The sequence below is a fragment of the Hymenobacter sp. 5516J-16 genome, assembly GCF_022919335.1.
In the GTDB taxonomy this organism is placed as follows: domain Bacteria; phylum Bacteroidota; class Bacteroidia; order Cytophagales; family Hymenobacteraceae; genus Hymenobacter; species Hymenobacter sublimis.
On sequence record NZ_CP095058.1, the window covers coordinates 699,893 to 718,935 of the forward strand.

Annotated in this window: 12 protein-coding genes and 1 pseudogene; all 13 read left to right on the forward strand. The window is 57.2% G+C overall.

Annotated features, from left to right (window positions below; all coding sequences use genetic code 11):
* The first annotated feature begins 150 nt into the window (after positions 1-150).
* The 13 genes and pseudogenes from MUN84_RS03440 to MUN84_RS24400 all read left to right on the forward strand — a co-directional run bounded on the left by MUN84_RS03440 (position 151) and on the right by MUN84_RS24400 (position 19,004).
* The gene (locus MUN84_RS03440; RefSeq protein ID WP_244696657.1) at positions 151-2,220 is read left to right on the forward strand and encodes an alpha-L-arabinofuranosidase C-terminal domain-containing protein; all 2,070 of its coding nucleotides are present in this window, start codon (positions 151-153) and stop codon (positions 2,218-2,220) included.
* A gap of 73 nt (positions 2,221-2,293) precedes the next feature.
* The gene (locus MUN84_RS03445) at positions 2,294-3,289 is read left to right on the forward strand and encodes a glycoside hydrolase family 43 protein (RefSeq protein ID WP_244696658.1); all 996 of its coding nucleotides are present in this window, start codon (positions 2,294-2,296) and stop codon (positions 3,287-3,289) included.
* 87 nt (positions 3,290-3,376) lie between these two features.
* A complete protein-coding gene (locus MUN84_RS03450) occupies positions 3,377-4,336 on the forward strand; it encodes an arabinan endo-1,5-alpha-L-arabinosidase (protein ID WP_244696659.1) in 960 nt (319 codons plus the stop codon).
* Between the two features lie 205 nt (positions 4,337-4,541).
* Positions 4,542-6,593, forward strand: a complete 2,052-nt coding sequence (gene tkt / locus MUN84_RS03455) for a transketolase (protein WP_262920629.1) — start codon at positions 4,542-4,544, stop codon at positions 6,591-6,593.
* Positions 6,594-6,848: 255 nt separating this feature from the next.
* Entirely contained in the window at positions 6,849-7,979 is a 1,131-nt protein-coding gene (tal, locus tag MUN84_RS03460; RefSeq protein WP_244696660.1) for a transaldolase, read from the forward strand.
* A 158-nt stretch (positions 7,980-8,137) separates the two neighbouring features.
* Complete coding sequence (locus tag MUN84_RS03465; protein ID WP_244696661.1) at positions 8,138-9,307, forward strand: MFS transporter; 1,170 nt, start codon at positions 8,138-8,140, stop codon at positions 9,305-9,307.
* A gap of 486 nt (positions 9,308-9,793) precedes the next feature.
* Positions 9,794-10,135 carry a carboxypeptidase-like regulatory domain-containing protein gene (locus tag MUN84_RS03470; protein ID WP_244696662.1) on the forward strand — a complete coding sequence of 114 codons (342 nt, stop codon included), beginning with the start codon at positions 9,794-9,796 and terminating at the stop codon, positions 10,133-10,135.
* A complete protein-coding gene (locus MUN84_RS03475) occupies positions 10,114-12,960 on the forward strand; it encodes a SusC/RagA family TonB-linked outer membrane protein (protein ID WP_244698651.1) in 2,847 nt (948 codons plus the stop codon). The genes MUN84_RS03470 and MUN84_RS03475 overlap by 22 nt, the downstream gene beginning before the upstream one ends.
* 64 nt (positions 12,961-13,024) lie before the next feature.
* On the forward strand, positions 13,025-14,560 hold the full coding sequence (locus MUN84_RS03480; RefSeq protein WP_244696663.1) for a RagB/SusD family nutrient uptake outer membrane protein: 1,536 nt from the start codon (positions 13,025-13,027) through the stop codon (positions 14,558-14,560).
* Between the two features lie 116 nt (positions 14,561-14,676).
* On the forward strand, positions 14,677-15,804 hold the full coding sequence (locus MUN84_RS03485) for a family 43 glycosylhydrolase (RefSeq protein ID WP_244696664.1): 1,128 nt from the start codon (positions 14,677-14,679) through the stop codon (positions 15,802-15,804).
* Positions 15,805-15,857: 53 nt separating this feature from the next.
* Complete coding sequence (locus tag MUN84_RS03490) at positions 15,858-17,492, forward strand: family 43 glycosylhydrolase (RefSeq protein WP_244696665.1); 1,635 nt, start codon at positions 15,858-15,860, stop codon at positions 17,490-17,492.
* Between the two features lie 302 nt (positions 17,493-17,794).
* A complete protein-coding gene (locus MUN84_RS24395; RefSeq protein ID WP_410780069.1) occupies positions 17,795-18,310 on the forward strand; it encodes a hypothetical protein in 516 nt (171 codons plus the stop codon).
* A pseudogene (locus MUN84_RS24400) lies at positions 18,310-19,004 on the forward strand (aldose epimerase family protein). The gene MUN84_RS24395 and the pseudogene MUN84_RS24400 overlap by 1 nt, the downstream one beginning before the upstream one ends.
* Positions 19,005-19,043 lie beyond the last annotated feature (39 nt).

Below are 19,043 nucleotides of genomic sequence, written 5' to 3' on the forward strand. Positions count from 1 at the left end.
TTATTACTTTACACAATCGATTGTGCCATTACCCATTCGGTATTCCTTCTACCGGCCAGGGTGCCACCGAAAGTTTTAACTCCGCCGCTTTGCCCGCGGCCGAGGTCAACCCACCAGCTTACCTGCACTTCGCTCATTTCCCTTTCTCCTATGCCCACATCTTCCCCCACCCGTATTGCGCAGTTGGCTACGGGCCTGGCTTTGTGCAGCGCCCTTGGTTTACCTGCTGCCCTAGCCCAAACCAAACCCACGGCGGCCAACACCCTGACGGTCCAGGTTAATAAGCCCGGCGCACCCATCGCCAAAACCATGTACGGCCTCTTCTTCGAGGACATCAACTTCGCGGCTGATGGCGGCTTGTACCCGGAGCTGGTCAAAAACAAATCGTTTGAGATTCAGGGTCAGCACTTTATTGGCTGGAACGCCATTCGGGGCGGGGCCGGCCTGCAGACGTACACCGTGGTAAGCGAGCGGCCCATCAGCGCCACCAACAACCACTTTGCGCGCCTAACGGCCCGCACGGCCAATCCCGACGCGGGCCTGGTAAACGAAGGCTTCCGGGGCATGGGCGTTAAGCAAGGCGCCGAGTATACGTTTTCGGTGTATCTGCGGCGCGGGCCGGGTAGCGTGAGTGGCCTGCGGGTGGCTCTGGAAGAGCAAGGGCGACCGGGGTCGGGGCCCGAAGCGGCTACCTCGGGCCGCGTGCTGGCTGAAACCCAGGTCACGGACCTCACCGACCAATGGAAGAAGTACACCGTTGTGTTAAAACCCTCCGCCACGGCGGCCCGGGCCCAGCTTAAGCTGACTCTGGAAGGCGCTGGCACCTTGGATATTGATGTGGTGTCGCTGTTTCCAAAAGACACTTATAACCAGCGGGAGAACGGCATGCGCACTGATCTGGTGCAGCTGCTCAAGGATATGAACCCCGGCTTCCTGCGCTTTCCCGGCGGCTGCATCGTGGAAGGCCGGACCCTGTCGGAGCGCTACCAGTGGAAGGAATCCATCGGCGACCTAGCCTCCCGCGTGCCCCTGATTAACCGCTGGAACATGGAGTTCCGCCACCGCTCTACCCCCGATTACTACCAGTCGTTCGGGCTGGGCTTCTTTGAATACTTCCAGCTTTCCGAGGACATCGGGGCCGAGCCCGTGCCCATTCTGAACGTGGGCATGGCCTGCCAGTTTAACTCCTCGGAGCTGGCTCCCATCAGCAGCGCGGCCACGGGCGGCGGCAGCGGCCCCAGTGCCCCAGCCAGCACCGGCCACAACCACGCCGACGATGATCCGACCCTGGAAACGTTTATTCAGGACGCGCTGGATTTGATTGAGTTTGCCAACGGTCCGGCCAGCTCCACCTGGGGCGCTAAGCGCGTGGCTATGGGGCACGCTGCCCCCTTCAACCTCAAATTTATCGGTATTGGCAACGAGCAGTGGGGCCCCCAGTATTTGGAGCGCTACGAGCCGTTCATGAAAGCCGTGAAGGCCAAGTACCCCAGCATCAACATTGTATCCAGCGCCGGCCCGAGCCCCGACGGGGAGCTGTTTACCAAAGCCACGGAGCGCCTGCGCGAGCTGAAGGCCGAGGTCATTGACGAGCATTACTACGCCAAGCCCGAGTGGTTCCGCCAGAACGTGGGCCGCTACGACAACTACCCCACCACCGGCAGCAAGATTTTCGCAGGCGAGTACGCCGCCCAGAGCGTGGCCATCGGGAGCCCCGACAACAAGAACAGCTGGGACTGCGCCATTTCGGAGGCCGCCTTCATGACCGGCCTGGAGCGCAACGCCGACAAGGTGATTATGGCTTCCTACGCCCCGCTGTTCGCCCACGTGGATGCCTGGCAGTGGACGCCGGACCTAATTTGGTTTGACAACCTGAAGGCCTACGGCACACCTAACTACTACGTGCAGAAGATGTACAGCACCAACCCCGGCACCACCATGCTGCCGATGCAGCGCGGGGCGGGTGCTAAAAACGGGGCCGAAAACCTGTTCAGCAGCGCCACCGCCGACGATAAAACCGGGGAAATCATTGTGAAGCTGGTGAACTACTCGCCCGAGGCCCGGCCCGTTACGGTTAGCCTGCAAGGCGTGAAAAAGCTGGGCAAAACCGGCAAAGCCACGGTGCTGGCCAGCAACGACCTCAACGCCGTGAACAGCCTAAACCAGCCCATGAACATTGCCCCAAGGACGAGTCGTTTAAGATTTCCTCCTCGAACGTAACCTACACGCTGGCCCCGAACTCATTCACGGTGCTGCGCATTCCCGGCAAGCGCTAAGCAATGGCCCCCGACCCATGAAAAACGCCCTGCTTCCCGCCGCTTTACCCCTGCTGGCCAGCTTGCTGCTGGCGGCCCCTACCCTGGCGCCCACCGCGGCGCTGGGGCAGGCGGCCCCAGTGCCCGTGGCTGGCAACCCGGTTATCAAAGACAAGTACACCGCCGACCCGGCCGCCCTGGTACACAACGGTACCGTGTACCTTTACACCGGCCACGACGAGGCCCCGCCCCGCCGCGACGGTTACGTGATGCACGAGTGGCTATGCTACTCCTCCCAGGACATGGTGCACTGGAAAGAGCATGCTTCGCCCCTGAACGTCAAGGCCTTTGCCTGGGCCAAGGATGATGCCTGGGCTTCCCAGGTAATTGAACGGGACGGCAAGTTCTACTGGTACGCGGCCGTGGAACACGGCTCTGTGCCGGGCAAGGCCATTGGGGTAGCCGTGGCTGATAGCCCGACGGGCCCGTTCCGGGATGCCCGGGGTTCGGCCCTGATTACCAACAACCTGACCGAAAGCCCCATCATGTGGGACGACATCGACCCCACCGTATTCGTGGACGACAAAGGCCAGGCCTACCTCTACTGGGGCAATACGAACTGCTACTGGGCCAAGCTCAAGTCCAATATGACGGAACTGGATGGGCCCATTAACAAGGTGACGACCCTGCCCAACTTCACGGAGGCACCCTGGGTGCACAAGCGCGGCGGCTGGTACTACCTAAGCTACGCCTACCAGTTTCCTGAGAAGATTGCCTATGCCATGAGCCGCAGCCCGGAAGGCCCCTGGGAATTCAAGGGCCTGCTCAATGAGGTAGCCGGCAACTCCAACACCAACCACCAGGCCATCATCGACTTCAAGGGCCAGTCTTACTTCATCTACCACAACGGCAGCATTCCAACTGACGGGGGCTCATTCCGCCGCTCTGTTTGCATTGACTACCTCTACTATAATAAGGATGGGACGATGAAGCGGGTGGTTATGACGACGGAAGGCGTGAAGCCCGCGAAGTAATTCGTTGGCCGGCACAGTCAATGCCTCTTCCACTCAACACAATCGTTTATGTATTCAGCCCTACGAAAGTGCCTGCTACCCCTAGCTTTGCTGCTGACTTTGGTGGAGGCCCGGGCCCAAACCGCTCCGACGCTTATTCCGGCCCACGACCCAGTAATGGCCCAGCAGAATGGCACGTACTACATGTTCTGCACGGGGCCCGGCATTGCGGTCTGGTCGTCGAAGGACCGTAAGACCTGGACTCGGGAAAAGCCTGTTTTTGCTGAAGCCCCCGCCTGGGCCATCCAGGCCGTGCCAGGGTTTAAGAACAACCACATTTGGGCACCCGATATTTCGTTTCACAACGGCGTGTATTCGCTATTCTACTCGATTTCGGCCTTTGGCAAGAACACGTCCTGCATTGGGCTGGCTACCAACAAAACCCTAGACCCTACCTCCAAAGACTACAAGTGGGTAGACCAGGGCCGGGTAGTGCAGTCGGTGCCAGGGCGCGACATGTGGAACGCCATCGACCCTAACCTGATCCGCGACGAGGCGGGCGCGCCCTGGCTGTCGTTTGGCTCTTTTTGGGAAGGCATCAAACTGGTTAAGCTCCGCCCCGACCTCACGGCCCCAGCCCAGCCTGAGCAGTGGCGCACTATTGCCAAGCGCCCCCGCACCCCTCAACTCAACGATTCCCTGCCCGGCGACGGGGCCATTGAAGCGCCTTTCATCTTCCGTCGGAACGGCTACTACTACCTCTTTACGTCCTTCGATTACTGCTGCCGAGGCCCGCAAAGCACGTATAAGATTATGGTGGGCCGCGCCAAAGCTGTTACTGGTCCTTACCTGGACAAGGCCGGCACTCCCCTGGAGCAGGGCGGCGGCACCCAGGTGCTGGCCGGCGACAAGAACTGGTTTGGCCTGGGCCATAACTCGGTGTATACCTTCGACAAGACCGATTATCTGGTTTTCCACGGCTACGACGCGGCTGACAAGGGCCGCTCCAAGCTTCGGCTGGAAAAGCTTAGCTGGGATGCAGCGGGCTGGCCGGTAGTGCAGCCTTAGGGCAATGCTGTTGTTTCAGTGCACAATCGTTTGTGCATATTGCCAACAAACCCTACTTTTCAACTTACTTCCCAGGCTGCCAGCTACCGGCACCGATTACGGTATCGATTCCGGTCCTTTTTCTCTTGTTCCGCTTCATTTGAGCCTAGCCCAAGGCCCCGCGAAGCCGTAGCTTGGCATTTGTCCTACCCTTTTCTGACTTCCCGTGACTAACTCTGCTACTTCCCCCGCTAAACTAAGTGTGAACACCATCCGGCTGCTGTCGGTCGACATGGTACAGGCGGCCAACTCTGGGCACCCGGGCCTGCCGCTTGGGGCTGCGCCCATGGCCTACGTGCTGTTTTCCCGCTTTCTGCGCTTCAACCCCCAGGACCCTAAGTGGCCCAACCGCGACCGGTTTGTGCTGTCGGCCGGCCACGGCTCGGCCCTGCTGTACAGCCTGCTGCACCTCTACGGCTACGATTTGTCCTTGGACGACTTGAAGGCTTTTCGGCAGTTGCACTCTAAAACGCCGGGCCACCCGGAGTCCAACATCACGCCGGGCGTGGAAGTCACTACTGGCCCCCTGGGTCAGGGCTTCGCCAACGGGGTGGGCATGGCTATGGCCGAGGCGCACCTGGCGGCCGTGTACAACCAGCCCGGCTACCCCCTGATGGACCACTATACCTACGCCATCGTTTCGGATGGGGACCTGATGGAGGGTATTGCGGCCGAAGCAGCCTCCCTAGCCGGCCACCTGAAGCTGGGTAAGCTCATCTACCTCTACGACGACAACGACATCTGCCTGGACGGGCCCACCAACCTTTCCTACACCGAGGATGCCCTGGCCCGCTTCGCGGCCTACGGCTGGCATACCCAGCGCGTGACCGACGGCAACGACCTGGATGCCATTGAGGCGGCCATTCGGGCGGCCCAGCAGGATACGGAGCGGCCCTCTATCATCTCGGTGAAAACCATCATTGGCTACGGCAGCCCGCAAGAAGGCACCAGCAAAGTGCACGGCTCGCCGCTGGGCCCCGACAATTTGAAAAAAGCCAAGCAGTTTTTCGGCTTCGACCCCGAAGCCACCTTTATCGTGCCCGAGGAAGTACGCACGCACCTGGCCGAGGCTGGGCAGCGTGGCGCACAACTTCAGGCAGAATGGCAGCAGAAAACAGAGGCGTTCCGGCAGGAGTACCCAACAGCGTGGGAACTGTTCCGAACTTCGTTTGCGGGTGAGCTGCCCGCAGGCTGGGATGCCTCGCTGCCCGTTTTTACCGCCGCCGATGGCGCCCTGGCTACCCGACAGGCCTCGGGCAAAGCCCTGAACGCGCTAAAGCAGTCGGTACCTTTCCTGTTCGGGGGCTCCGCCGACCTGGCCAGTTCCAACGAAATGCCCACCAGCGGGGCCGTGAGCTTTCAGCCCGGCTCCTATGAGCACAACAACATTTGGTTTGGGGTGCGGGAGCACGCCATGGGCGGGGCCATGAACGGCATGGCCCACCACGGCGGTGTGCGCACTTACGGTGGCACCTTCCTGACCTTCTCCGACTACATGCGCGGCGCCATCCGCCTCACGGCCCTGGCCGAGTCGGCCGCGACGTTCGTCTTCACCCACGACAGCATCGGGCTGGGCGAGGACGGGCCCACCCACCAGCCCGTGGAGCAGGTGGCGGCCCTGCGCACCATCCCGAACATTGTGGTGCTGCGCCCCGCCGACGCCAACGAAACCGTGGAATCCTGGCGCTTGGCCCTGACTACCCCCAAGTCGCCGGTGGTACTTATTCTCTCGCGCCAGAAGCTGCCGGTGCTCGACCAAAGCCAGTTCGGCTCGGCCCGGGAGGGCGTGGCCCGCGGCGCCTACATCCTGCGCGAAGCCGAAGGCGGCCAGCCCCAGCTGCTGCTGCTGGCTACGGGCTCGGAAGTAGCGTTGGCCTTGCAAGCCCAGGAAGCGCTACAGGAACAAGGCGTGGCCACCCGCGTAGTAAGCATGCCGTCGTGGGAGCTATTTGAGAAGCAGGACAAGGCCTATCAGCAGCAGGTGCTGCCCCCCACGGTTCGCAAGCGCGTGGCTATTGAGGCCGGCTCGCCCATGGGCTGGCACAAGTACGTAACCGATGAGGGTACCGTCATTGCCATGAACCGCTTCGGCAAATCGGGGCCCGGCGAGGCGGTTTTGGAGCTGTTCGGCTTCTCGGTGGAGAATGTAGTCAAGCAGGCCCACCACGTACTGCAGGGGCAGCCCGCCGAAATTGAAAAGAAGGAAGTGCTGTCGTAATACTTGTTGGCTTTAACAGAACGTCATGCTGAACGGCGTGAAGCATCTCGTGTGCTGAGGTTGTGAAGTAACGGTCATGCAGAGGCGTAGCCGAAGCATCTTGCGGGCCGATGTAGGGCAGTCATCCAGAGTCAGCCCGCGAGGTGCTTCGACAAGCTCAGCAGGACGTTCCTTTTTACCTCTTTACCACGGAGGATAGGGCCCACCTTCCACCTACTTTCTCACATTTCTACTACTTCAACACCACCCACACATATGAACCCACTTGTTGCCATTCACGACTTCGGCCAGAGCATTTGGCTGGACTATATCCGTCGTAACATTCTGCATAACGGGGAGTTACAGCGCCTGATTACCGAAGATGGACTGCGGGGCGTAACCTCTAACCCCGCCATTTTTGAGAAAGCCATTGCCGGCTCCGACGACTACGCTGACGATATCCGCCGGCTGGCCCAGCAGGGCCTCTCGGCCGACCAGATTTACGCCGAACTGGCCGTGGCCGACGTGCAGCAGGCCTGCGACCTGCTGCGCCCCCTCTACGACCACCCCGAAAACGGCGGCGACGGGTACGTGAGCCTGGAAGTATCGCCGGAGCTGGTGAACGACACCGAGGGCACGGTAGCGGAAGGGCTGCACTTCTGGCAAACGGTAAACCGCCCCAACGTAATGATTAAGGTGCCTGCTACCCCGGCGGGCCTACCAGCTATTCGGCAGCTGATTGCCGCGGGCGTGAACGTCAACGTGACCCTGATTTTCAGCGTGGAGCGCTACCGTTTGGTGGCCGAAGCCTTCCTGGCGGGCCTCGAAGACCGAGCAGCGGCCGGCAAGCCCATTCGCCGGATTGATTCGGTGGCTAGCTTTTTCCTGAGCCGGATTGACGTGCTGATTGACCCCCAGCTGGAGAAGCTGGCCGCGGAAGGTGGCGAGAAAGGGGCCTTGGCGCAGAGCCTGGTGGGGCAAGTAGCTATTGCCAGCGCCAAGCGCGCCTACGAGGTATTCCAGGAAATTTTTGCTGGTCCGCGCTGGGAGACGTTGCGGGCCCAAGGTGCCCAGCCCCAGCGCCTGCTCTGGGCCAGCACCGGCAACAAGAACCCCAATTACGATGACCTGAAGTACGTGGAAGCCCTCATCGGCCCCAACACGGTCAACACTATTCCAGTGGAAACCCTGGACTTCTACCGTGCCAAAGGTCAGCCGGCCAACCGCCTAGCCGATAAGCAGGAAGTAGCCGTGCTCGACCGGCTGCCGGAATTGGGCCTCGACCTGGAAGCCCTGAGTAACCAGTTGGAGCAGGAAGGTGCCCAGAAGTTCACGGAGCCCTTCGGCAAGCTGATGCGCGTGCTGGAGCAGAAGCGCCAAGAAGCCTTGGCCAGCACCCCGGCCTAACGGGCCCTGTGCTTGCCTGGCCGGAGTAGCGCACGGCCGTTGTTGTCTTGGTGAAGCAAGTGCCCTGCCCCTGTTTCGGGGCTGATGGGTACTGCTAGTAGTACTGTGAAGCGGGGAAAGCCTTGGGCTCTCCCCGCTTTTTCTTACCATATTTTTCTATGGCGGAGCGTACTCCCGTCCAGCACCGGGTAGCGGTTAGCGCCCTATTTTTTGTGGCCGGTCTGTGTTTTGCCTCCTGGGCCTCCCGTATTCCCGACATCGGGCTGCGGCTGAAGCTCAGTGAGGGCGAGCTGGGCCAGTTGCTGCTAGCCCTGCCCGTGGGTTCCATGTTGGCGCTGCCGGTAGCGGGCTGGTTGGTGCACACGTACGGCAGCCGACTGGTAGTGCTGGCGGCTACTTGCCTGTACGCGGGCTTTCTGCCCCTGCTGGGCTGGGCGGGTAGTTTCTGGAGTTTGGCAAGCAGCCTGGTACTGTTTGGTTTTGCGGGCAACCTGCTTAATATTTCCGTGAATACTCAGGCCATAGGCGTGCAGGCGGCCTACGGCAAACCCATCATGGCCTCCTTTCACGGATTATGGAGTTTGGCTGGCTTTCTGGGCGGGGCCGTGGGCACCCTCCTGCTCCAGTGGCGCTACACCCCGCTCGAACACTTCCTGCTCATAACGGGTAGCGGGCTACTGCTCACCCTGCTGGCCCACCAGCGCACCCTACCTCTGGATACGGGCCCTGATGCCGGCGGCTCCAGCCTGCGCCGACCAGAGCCCTACCTGCTGCGCATCGGCCTGATTGCCTTTTGCGGGATGCTGTGCGAGGGCTGCATGTTTGACTGGAGCGGGGTGTACTTTCAGAAGGTAGTGCAGCCTGATGCTTCATTGGTTACGGCCGGGTACGTGGCGTGCATGAGCACCATGGCCCTGGGTCGCTTTATCTCCGACTATTTCACCCACCGTTTCGGTACCAAACGCATGCTGCAACTCAGCAGCGCCCTGATTACGTTCGGGTTGCTGTTAGCAGTAGCTTGGCCTGCGGTAGTGCCCGCTGGGGTAGGGTTTTTACTGGTAGGTTTTGGCATTGCCTCCGTTACGCCGCTGGCCTACAGCGCGGCCGGCCAATCCACTACGGTGTCGCCGGGTGTGGCGCTAGCTACGGTTTCTTCCATTGGCTACTTGGGATTTCTGCTGGGTCCGCCGTTGATTGGGCTAGTGGCGGAAGTCCTGAGCCTGCGCGTGTCCTTTGCCCTGGTTGCTGGGCTGGGAGCCGCTATTGGACTGTTGGCCGCTCGCCTGAAACTGCAGCCCACCTCCCTAAAGGTTGCGGTTCTGCCCTGAAGGCTGCTCCCAGCTGCGTTGTGTAGAGCTTGCTTCTCAAGCAGCAAGTATCTAACAACCCAATATGCCAGGAAAGCACTTACCATCATGGTGTAGGAACAGCAGCAAACTACTATCCAGTTATTTAGTAATACTACTCAGGTATTTGCCTGCGGTAACTCCTGCCGAGTAGCGCCGGTCTGCGTGCAATGCCGTTTCATGCGCTACAGTATATGTATTGAGGCGTTGCTTTTTAGCAGTGAATAGGCTTTCCATAAAAAGACCTGTAATAATTTGTTGGTAATTTGTTACGATTTCGCTAATCTTACTCACCCAAGTTATTGCTGCTGCTCAAGGGTAGGTTTTCACCCTACTACCCTTCTCAGCCCCTCCCAGGTCCGTATTTTCCATCGAGCCTTTTTTTGTACCCCTGTACACAATCGTTTGTGAAGAATAACAAACACAAACGATTGTGTTAGTCTTTCCATAATTCCCACACCCTCTTACATGAAAAAGCCTATACCCAAGATGCGCCGGGCTACCATTCCAGCCCTGCTCTGCTGCCTACCCCTGCAGCCTGCGCTTGCCCACACCGTTGGTATTGCCAATGAATTTACCCATCATCAAGTTGCCGCTTCTCGCGCTGACATTACCGTGTCTGGCCGCGTGGTAGATGAAAAAGGCAGTGGACTACCGGGCGTGAACGTCATCGTCAAGGGCTCCACTATAGGTACCCAAACCGATGCCGACGGCCGCTTCACGCTAACCGCCCCGACAATGGCACGCTGCAGTTTTCCTTTGTCGGCTACACCGCTCAGGAAGTACCCATCAGCGGCCGTACCTCGGTAAACGTGGCCCTTGCTCCCGACAGCCGCAGCCTCTCGGAGGTAGTAGTGGTAGGTTACCTAGCCCAAGACCGGCAAAACCTGACCAGTGCTACTAGCAGCCTCGATGTAAAGGAAGCCAATAAAACACCCGTACCAACGGTAGCCCAGCAGTTGCAGGGCCGTACCCCTGGAGTGAACGTGCAAGGCACTGGTGGCCCCGGCGACGCGCCAGTAGTAACGATTCGCGGCATTGGTTCGCTTGGCCTAGCCAATACGGGTCCGCTCTACGTCATTGATGGTGTCTGGACTACGGATCCGCGTAGCTTGAACCCCAATGATATTGAAACCTTAACTGTACTGAAGGATGCCTCTTCAACGGCCGTTTATGGCTCTAGCGGCGCTAATGGAGTAATTCAGATTACAACTAAAAAGGGCCGGGCAGGTACACCAACCATCAGCTTTAATGGGTACGTTGGTGTAGATCAGGCGCGCAAAAAGTATAATCTCACCAACGCCAGTGAGTGGGCGCAACGCGCGCGGGTTGCTTATAGCAATGCGGGCCTCGACATTCTCAACGCAGGCCAGAACAGCTTATCGGGCGCCGTACCAGTATCGGAGGGTGGCACTTTCGACCCCAGTGTCGATACCGATTGGCAGGATGCCTTCCTTCAGGTTGGCCGCCGTGAAAACTACAATCTGACTATTGGCGGCGGTAGCGTCGGCGACAAAAGTTCTAGCAACTTTTTGGTTTCAGGGGATTACTTCCACCAGGAAGGCATTGTAAAAGGCCCTGACTTTAAGCGCTACAGTCTGCGTTTGAATTCAGGCATAAGCCGCGGCCGGTTCCGGTTTCAGGAAAATCTGCAGTTTTTGCATACCGATGCCACGCTCCTGAACGGTGTGCCGTTCATTGACGTGCTATTGATGATTCCGAGCATTCCGGTGTACGACCCTACCAACCTTAAGGGTGGCTTTGGGGTAGGCTCTACCCGCCTCAATACCTTTGCCACCAACCCGGTGGGTGCCCAGGAACTGTTGCGTCGTACTCAATCCGAAAACAGACTGGTTGGTAACGCCAGCGCCGATGTATCGATTTTCGATTTCTTGACTTACCGTTTGAACGTAGGCCTGAACCTGCACACCTATGCCAACGTGGATGCCCAGAAAACCGGCATCATCCGGCAGAACACAGAAATTACCTCGGCTTCGCTGAATGAGTTTTTAGGTTATGACACGTACCTAATGGCCGAGAATACGCTGAATTTCACCAAGACATTAGGCGAAAACCACATCAACGCGCTGGTGGGTTATGGTGTGCAGAGCTACCGCCAGCATAACGTGCAGGCAGGAGCCCAAAACTTCACCTCGTCTCCCCGGTACTACTTTGAGTTGAGTGCCGGTACCCAAAAGGGCGCAATCCTTGGCGGATCAACGGAATACGGCATCCGCTCGTTTTTCACGCAGGCTACGTACGACTATAAAAACCGCTACCTGCTCTCGCTGAGCGGACGCCGCGACGCGTCGTCGCGCTTTGCCAAGCAAAACCAGCAGGCCGATTTTGGGGCCGTCTCGCTGGGCTGGCGCATTAGCGAGGAAGATTTCTTTAAGTCGGCATTACCCCAAATCAATAACCTGAAGCTGCGGGCCAGCTACGGCGTTATCGGTAATGAATCTCTGTATGACAACTATCTGCCCTACGCATTTGTGGGTCAGAATATTAACTATGTCATTGGCACAAACCAGCAGATTATAAACGGAGCTTCGCAGATTCGGTTGAACAGCCCTGATGTGCAGTGGGAGGAGCGCGCTACCAAAAACATCGGCTTCGACTTGGTTACACTAGATAACCGGCTCAACTTCTCCGTTGACTACTACGTTGCCGAAACTCGCAAAGCGCTTGTCGAAGTGCAAGTGCCCACGTACCTGGGTAACTTCGGCGGTAATCCGCTGCAAAATGCAGGCAGCCTCGAGAACCGCGGTTTGGAATTGGCCCTTGGCTACCACGAAAACAAAGAATCCTTCACCTATGGCGCCGACTTTACCTTAACTACGGTGAAGAATAAGGTTACCAAGGTGGCGGTTGAAGGCCAGACGATTGGGGGCGGTGAGGGCCCTACTCGCACGCAACTTGGGCGTGGGGTAGGTGAATTCTTTCTAATTCCATTCGATGGTATTTTCCAAACGCAGGAAGAGGTAAACAACCATAAATCGTCGAACGGCACCGTTATTCAAGCGTATGCCTCGCCCGGCGACGTGCGCTATAAGGACACTAATGATGACGGTAAAATTGACCTTGCAGACCGCGTATTTGTAGGTAGTGCCATTCCTAAGATTCAATTGGGGCTAAATCTGAATGCAGGTTACAAGAACTTTGACCTGTCGCTGTTCCTGCAGTCCTCGCTTGGCAACAAAGTATATAATGTAGCCAAGCGGGCTTTGGAAAGCTACAATGGGCCTAACAACTACGATGCTGACGTAACTCCTTGGTCGCCCGATAACCCTTCGACAACGACGCCCCGACTCCTACAAGGTGGCGGAGCAGGTAACTTAGGCATTGCCGCCGGTCAAAACTCCCTAGCTAACACAACGCGGTGGCTTGAAAGCGGTAATTACTTGCGTCTCAAGAACATTCAGCTTGGCTACACCATTCCGAAAAGCCTAACCAGTATGGTACCCAGCCTAGGCTCTGTGCGCTTTTACGTGACAGGCACCAACATACTGACCTTCACCAAGTACACCGGCTTCGACCCTGAAACGCCTGGTACCGGCTTCTTTAGCCGTGGCATTGATGACGGCTCGTACCCCAACGTGCGCACGGTCATTGGTGGCGTGCAACTCAATTTCTAGTAGTGTGTGGCGAGGCTCAGGGAACTGAGCTGCGCTGGCCTAACCGATTTTACCTCCCAAGAATATGAAAACCAATAAGCTGGTTGCGCTGCTGTGCGCTGGCGGTCTTTTTCTCACTACCACGGGCTGCGAGAAGGATTTGCTGGATAAAACTAACCCGAACGCTCCAACTACGGCTGAGTTCTGGAAAACCTCCGATGACGCCGTAAAGGGCGTGTACGCCTGTTATTCGGGCTTACAACAGTTTGCTGTTTACTACCGGAGCTGGCACTTTATGGCCCACCGCTCCGATGAATCTTACAGCCAAAGCCCATTCGTGGAGCTAGCCAATTTCACGCGTTTCCTTACTCCTGATAATAACTTTTTCATTTCGTCCTTCGCCTGGAACGACTACTATCGCACCATTTTCCGCACCAATCAGGTGCTGACCAATGTGCCAGGCATTACTATGGATGAGACGTTGAAAAAACGTTTGCTGGCAGAAACGCAGTTTATTCGGGCGCTATCCTACTTCGACCTGGCTTACTTCTTCGGCAATATCCCCTTGATAACGGTCGAGTCTACGATTACTACTCGTGTTAAACAAGGAACACAAGCCGAAGCGGAAGCTCTGATTATTGCCGATCTATTAGCCGCCATTCCAAATTTACCTCTCGAATACAGCGCAGCTGAAAAAGGCCGCGTTACGAAGGGAGCAGCGCAGGCGTTGCTGGCTCGCGTGTACATGCACCAGCGCAAGTACTCAGAAGCGTCCGCCTTATTTACGGAAATCATTAATTCCGGCAAATACTCACTGGTACCGAACTATCTCGACAACTTCACGGACGCCAATGAAAACAACTCTGAATCGTTGTTTGAGGTGCAGTTCACAAGTGCCGTGTTAGAACTGGGCCAGGGGCAGGACAACGCCGCCGCCTCGGAAAGCCACGACCGGCCTAACTTCTTCGGCCCTCCCGGCCCTACGTTTGCCGACGTGCAGCCCCGGCGCTGGCTCCTAGATGAGTACCGAGATTCGACGGTAAACTTTGCGCCCGGTAGCACCACCCGGCATCTGATTGACCCGCGCCGCGACGTAAGCATCATTAGCAACAGAAATCCGGAGCGCTTCTATGGTAAAACCTTTGCAGAATGGGGCTGGAATCCTTCTCAACAATACTGGCGCAAGTACCTTAACGACCGAACCCGCACGAACGAAAATTTCACCTCTGGCATCAACCATCGTGTAATTCGCTATGCCGATGTGCTGCTGATGCAAGCCGAAGCACTGACGGAGCTTGGCCGCACTGCCGATGCGGTGCAGCTAGTAAATATGGTGCGGCAGCGGCCTTCGGTGAATTTGGCCCCGCTTACCGGTACCTACACGGCAGCTACGTTGCGCCCACTCATCCGTAGTGAGCGGGCCAAAGAACTAGCTGGCGAAGGTACCCGCTGGTACGATATTTTACGCTGGGGCCTGATGGATACGCAGGCCGGCATTGACGAGTTAAAAAGCCGTGATGCCGATTTTAACAATTTCCGCCTCGGCATCTCCAAACTGCTACCCATTCCGCAGCGCGATATTGACATTGACCCAGGTGTAAAGCAAAACCCTGGCTACTAGCATAGGTCTGTAACCTGCGCACGCATCGCCTGCCAACAGCCGCTCCGGTCCAGTACCGGAGCGGCTTTTTGGGTGCCAGGCCTCTTGCTTGGCTCCATCATCTGCTTCCCTGACTTGTGCAATATTCTTCGTCCAGCCTCTTGTATGGTGGCCTACTTAGCCTGCTGCTGGCCGTGGGTGGCTGCGGCAAAGATCAAGCAGCCCGGCCAGTAACTCCTTCACCACCCGCGCCAGCTCCATCCAGCACCACATTTACCAATCCACTGCTGCCTACCGGGGCCGATCCGTTTGTGGCGCAGAAAGATGGCTATTATTACTACTTACATACTACTTATAACGACCTGCGCATCTGGAAAACGGCCAAGATGTCTGATCTGCCTCTGGCCACTGCAACTATTGTGTGGCGGCCACCTGCTACGGGCGCGGCGGCGGGCAACCTTTGGGCGCCTGAGCTCTACTTCTTTGATGGCAAATGGTACCTCTACTACTCAGCCGGCCCGGCTGGCCCCGACTTAGGCCAGCAGCGCACCTGGGTGCTCGAAAATGCAAGTGCTGATCCGACTACCGGCACATGGGTTGACAAGGGTCGCATCTTTAACCCTACAGAAGACTTCTGGGCTATCGACGGCACCGTGCTGGAGCAGAACGGTAACCGCTATTTTATCTGGTCGGGCCATAATGGGCGCGACGGTATCCAGCGCCTTTATATCTCAAAAATGAGCAACCCCTGGACCCTAACCGGACCACGCGTAGAGCTTAGCCATCCGGAATACCCTTGGGAAAATGTGGGCCCACCCTACGTGAATGAAGGGCCAGAAATTCTGCAACGCAACGGCCAGACTTTCCTTGTTTACTCCGCCAGCTTCTGCGGCACCGACGACTATACCCTGGGCATGCTTCGCACCACTACTACAGCCGACCCTATGTTGCCAACGTCGTGGCGTAAGTCGGCGCAGCCGGTGTTTACGAAAAACCCGAGCGGTAACGTGTATGCTCCGGGCCATAATGGCTTCTTCGTATCCAAGGATGGAAGCGAAAATTGGCTGGTTTACCACGCAAATAACAATCCGGGGAAGGCTGCTTCGACAAGCGCAGCCCTCGCATGCAAAAGTTCAGCTGGAACAGTGATGGAACGCCAAATTTTGGCTCTCCAGTGGCCCCCAACATGCCCATTCGTAAGCCAGCGGGCGAGTAGACCTACAAGGGGCTCACCCGTCTTTTATCACCCTTATCTCCACCCATGATGTCTATTTCTCTACCCTCTCCTTCCCGGATAATACGCCTGCTATTGGTCGTAATGCTGCTGCTTGGCGGTCACGTCTTTCGGGCGACGGCATTGCAGGGGCAGCCTGGCCTACACGATCCTTCCACTATTATTAAGCACGGCAACACGTACTGGACGTTCGCAACTGGTGACGGCATATACAGCCTGTATTCTACTGACTTGGTGCACTGGAGGCCGGGGCCGCGTCCGGTGTTTCCAAACAATGGCTACCCAAGTTGGATCAACAGTAAGGTGCCTGGTTTTGCAGGCTTATTTTGGGCTCCTGAGTGCTTCTTTATGAATGGGAAGTACTACCTGTATTACTCGTGTTCCACGTTTGGATCGGGCTTCTCAGCAATAGGCCTGGTTACAAACCCCACGCTGGACCCCAACAGCCCTGATTATCGTTGGACTGATCAGGGCGAAGTGATTTCCAGCACGGCTATTAACTCATCGCAACCTAACGCCATTGATCCCGCCATTTTTCGCGACGCCAACAACCGCGTGTGGCTAACCTATGGGTCTTACTTCGGTGGTATTCGGGTAGTAGAGCTTAACCCTACTAGCGGCAAATTACTCAACACCAATCAGTTCGCTGTAGGAAATAATGGTGCGGAAGCTGCCTACATTAAGGAGCACGATGGGTACTACTATCTGTTTCTTAATCGTGGTACGTGCTGTCAGGGCGCGCTCAGTACGTACCATATCCTAGTAGGACGCTCCCTTTCCCCCACCGGGCCTTTTCTCGACCAGCAGGGTGTTGACCTTAACAATGGCGGCGGTACGACTCTGTTAAGCGGGTCAGGCCGTTACCGAGGGCCAGGGCACGCCGGAATTCTGGAAGAAGGAGGTGTCAACTATTTTTCCTACCACTACTACGACTCGTATGATGGTGGTGTTCCTAAACTAGGCCTGGCTCAGCTCATCTGGACAACTGCTGGTTGGCCTAGCATCAGTCGCGACTGGGTGACAGCGGGCCGCTATGTCATCAGTACAGCGCAGACTAGTGGCCTTGTGTGGGAAGCGGGTTGCGCCAGTGGTAGCACTCCTATCACCCAAAATACCTTCAGTAATCAACCTTGTCAGCAATGGAATTTCGCCGCCCTTGGTAATGGTGACTACCGTGTTACCAATCAGCAAGGGGGGTTAACGGCTAGCGTGGCCGGATGCTCTGATGCCGCTGGTGCTAAACTCCAACTCGGGGCTTACACTGACGACGACTGCCAGCGCTTTCACATTGACCGGGCGGCGAATGGAACACTCGTATTCGCTTCATTAAATGGCAACCGGGTAGTGGAAGTACCGAATGCCTCTACTGCCGCCGGGCAGCAACTAGGGCTGTGGGACTACAACGGGTGCAGTTGTCAGCGTTGGTCGCTTACGCCTACTAACACACCACTGGCGGTGAAGGGAGCGCAGCTACAGGACATCAGTATATATCCGGTTCCGGCCGGGCAGCAAGGGTTTACCGTTGAGTTGGGCACTCAACCAATCAGGGAGATTACGCAGGTGGAAGTCCGCAATTTGCTGGGGGCGGTGGTGTACCAACACGTTTTTGGCAAGCAGCAGACCACTTTGTCGGTAGCGGCTGGTTTGCAGCCAGGGGTCTACGTAGTGTGCGTACGCCGACCTAGTGGCTCTTTAACACAAAAGATAACCGTTCTATAAACTCGACTTAGCCGGTGGAGAGGCCGTATTCTCGACCTTTCTACCGGCTTTTTTTCTTTGACAAACACAAACGATTGTGTAGAATCAAAAGGATTTTCTACTTTACACGCACATTAGCCATTTCATCACCATCAGGAAGGATGTAACTCGGACAGAGCTTTTGCATAACTAAGTATATATCAATTATTTGTGCCATCTACTTTCTTACACAATCCATTGTTATACTATCTATATAATCTGCTTATCAAGTTTCCTTCCTTGCGTTTTTACCTCCCTCACAAAAATTCCCACTTCCTCCGCTCATGACAAAACGTAACCGTGTCGGTGCATGGACCAGCCGTGTGGCTGGGCTCCTGCTGGTAGCCAGCTGCAACCAGTCAGCTCCCAATGAACACTCGGCCGCCGGTGCTTCCCAAACCATGACTGATTCCACTCAAACTGCTACGACCACAGCGGCGTCGGCCCCTACCTCGGCCTCGTTCGGCAAGACTTCGGATGGTACTGAAGTGCAGCTCTATACGCTCACCAATGCCCACGGCCTGCAGGTAAGCATCACGAATTACGGCGGCACCGTCACGAGCCTGCTGGTGCCCGACAAAGCGGGTAAGCTCGGCGACGTAGTACTCGGCTTTGACAACGTGAGCGGCTACCAGAGCCCGGAATTTCTAAAGTCGGGGCCCTACTTTGGAGCCCTGATTGGGCGCTACGGCAACCGCATTGCCAAGGGCAAGTTCACCCTCGATGGCAAAGAGTACACGCTGGCCAAGAACAACGGCGCAAACACCCTGCACGGGGCAAAAAGGGCTTCGACAAGGTAGTGTGGCAGGCTCAGCCCGGTACGTCCGCCGACGGACAGACGCTGACGCTCACCTACCTGAGCAAAGACGGCGAAGAGGGCTACCCCGGCAACCTCACCGTGAAGGTGGTGTATACGCTCACCAACGACGATGCCCTGAAGATCGACTACTCAGCCACCACTGATAAGGCTACCCCGTCAACCTTACCAACCACGCCTACTTCAATCTGGGCCTGGGTCAGAGTAAGGATATTCTGGGCCATGTGGTAACTATTGACGCCGACCGCTACAACGTGGTCGACGCGGGACTCATCCCGACCGGCGAGTTGCGCCCCGTCAAAGGTACGCCCTTTGACTTCACTACGCCCCACGCCATTGGGGAGCGGATTGGGCAGGTGCCCGGCGGCTACGACCATAACTGGGCGCTGAACCAGGCCAGCGGCATGCACCCGGCTGCTACCGTGTACGAGCCTACCTCGGGCCGCACCATGACGGTGCAGACTACCGAGCCCGGCCTGCAGTTCTACACCGGCAACTTCCTTGATGGCACCCTGCGCGGGAAAGGCGGCACGGTGTACGGTAAGCACGCGGGCTTCTGCATGGAAACCCAGCACTTCCCCGATTCGCCCAATCAGCCCAAATTCCCGAGCACCATCCTGAAGCCGGGCCAGACGTTGCAATCCACGACTACCTACACGTTTGGCGTGCGGCAGTAAGTGAACTGGTGAGATGGTGGACTAGCGCGTTTGCTGTGC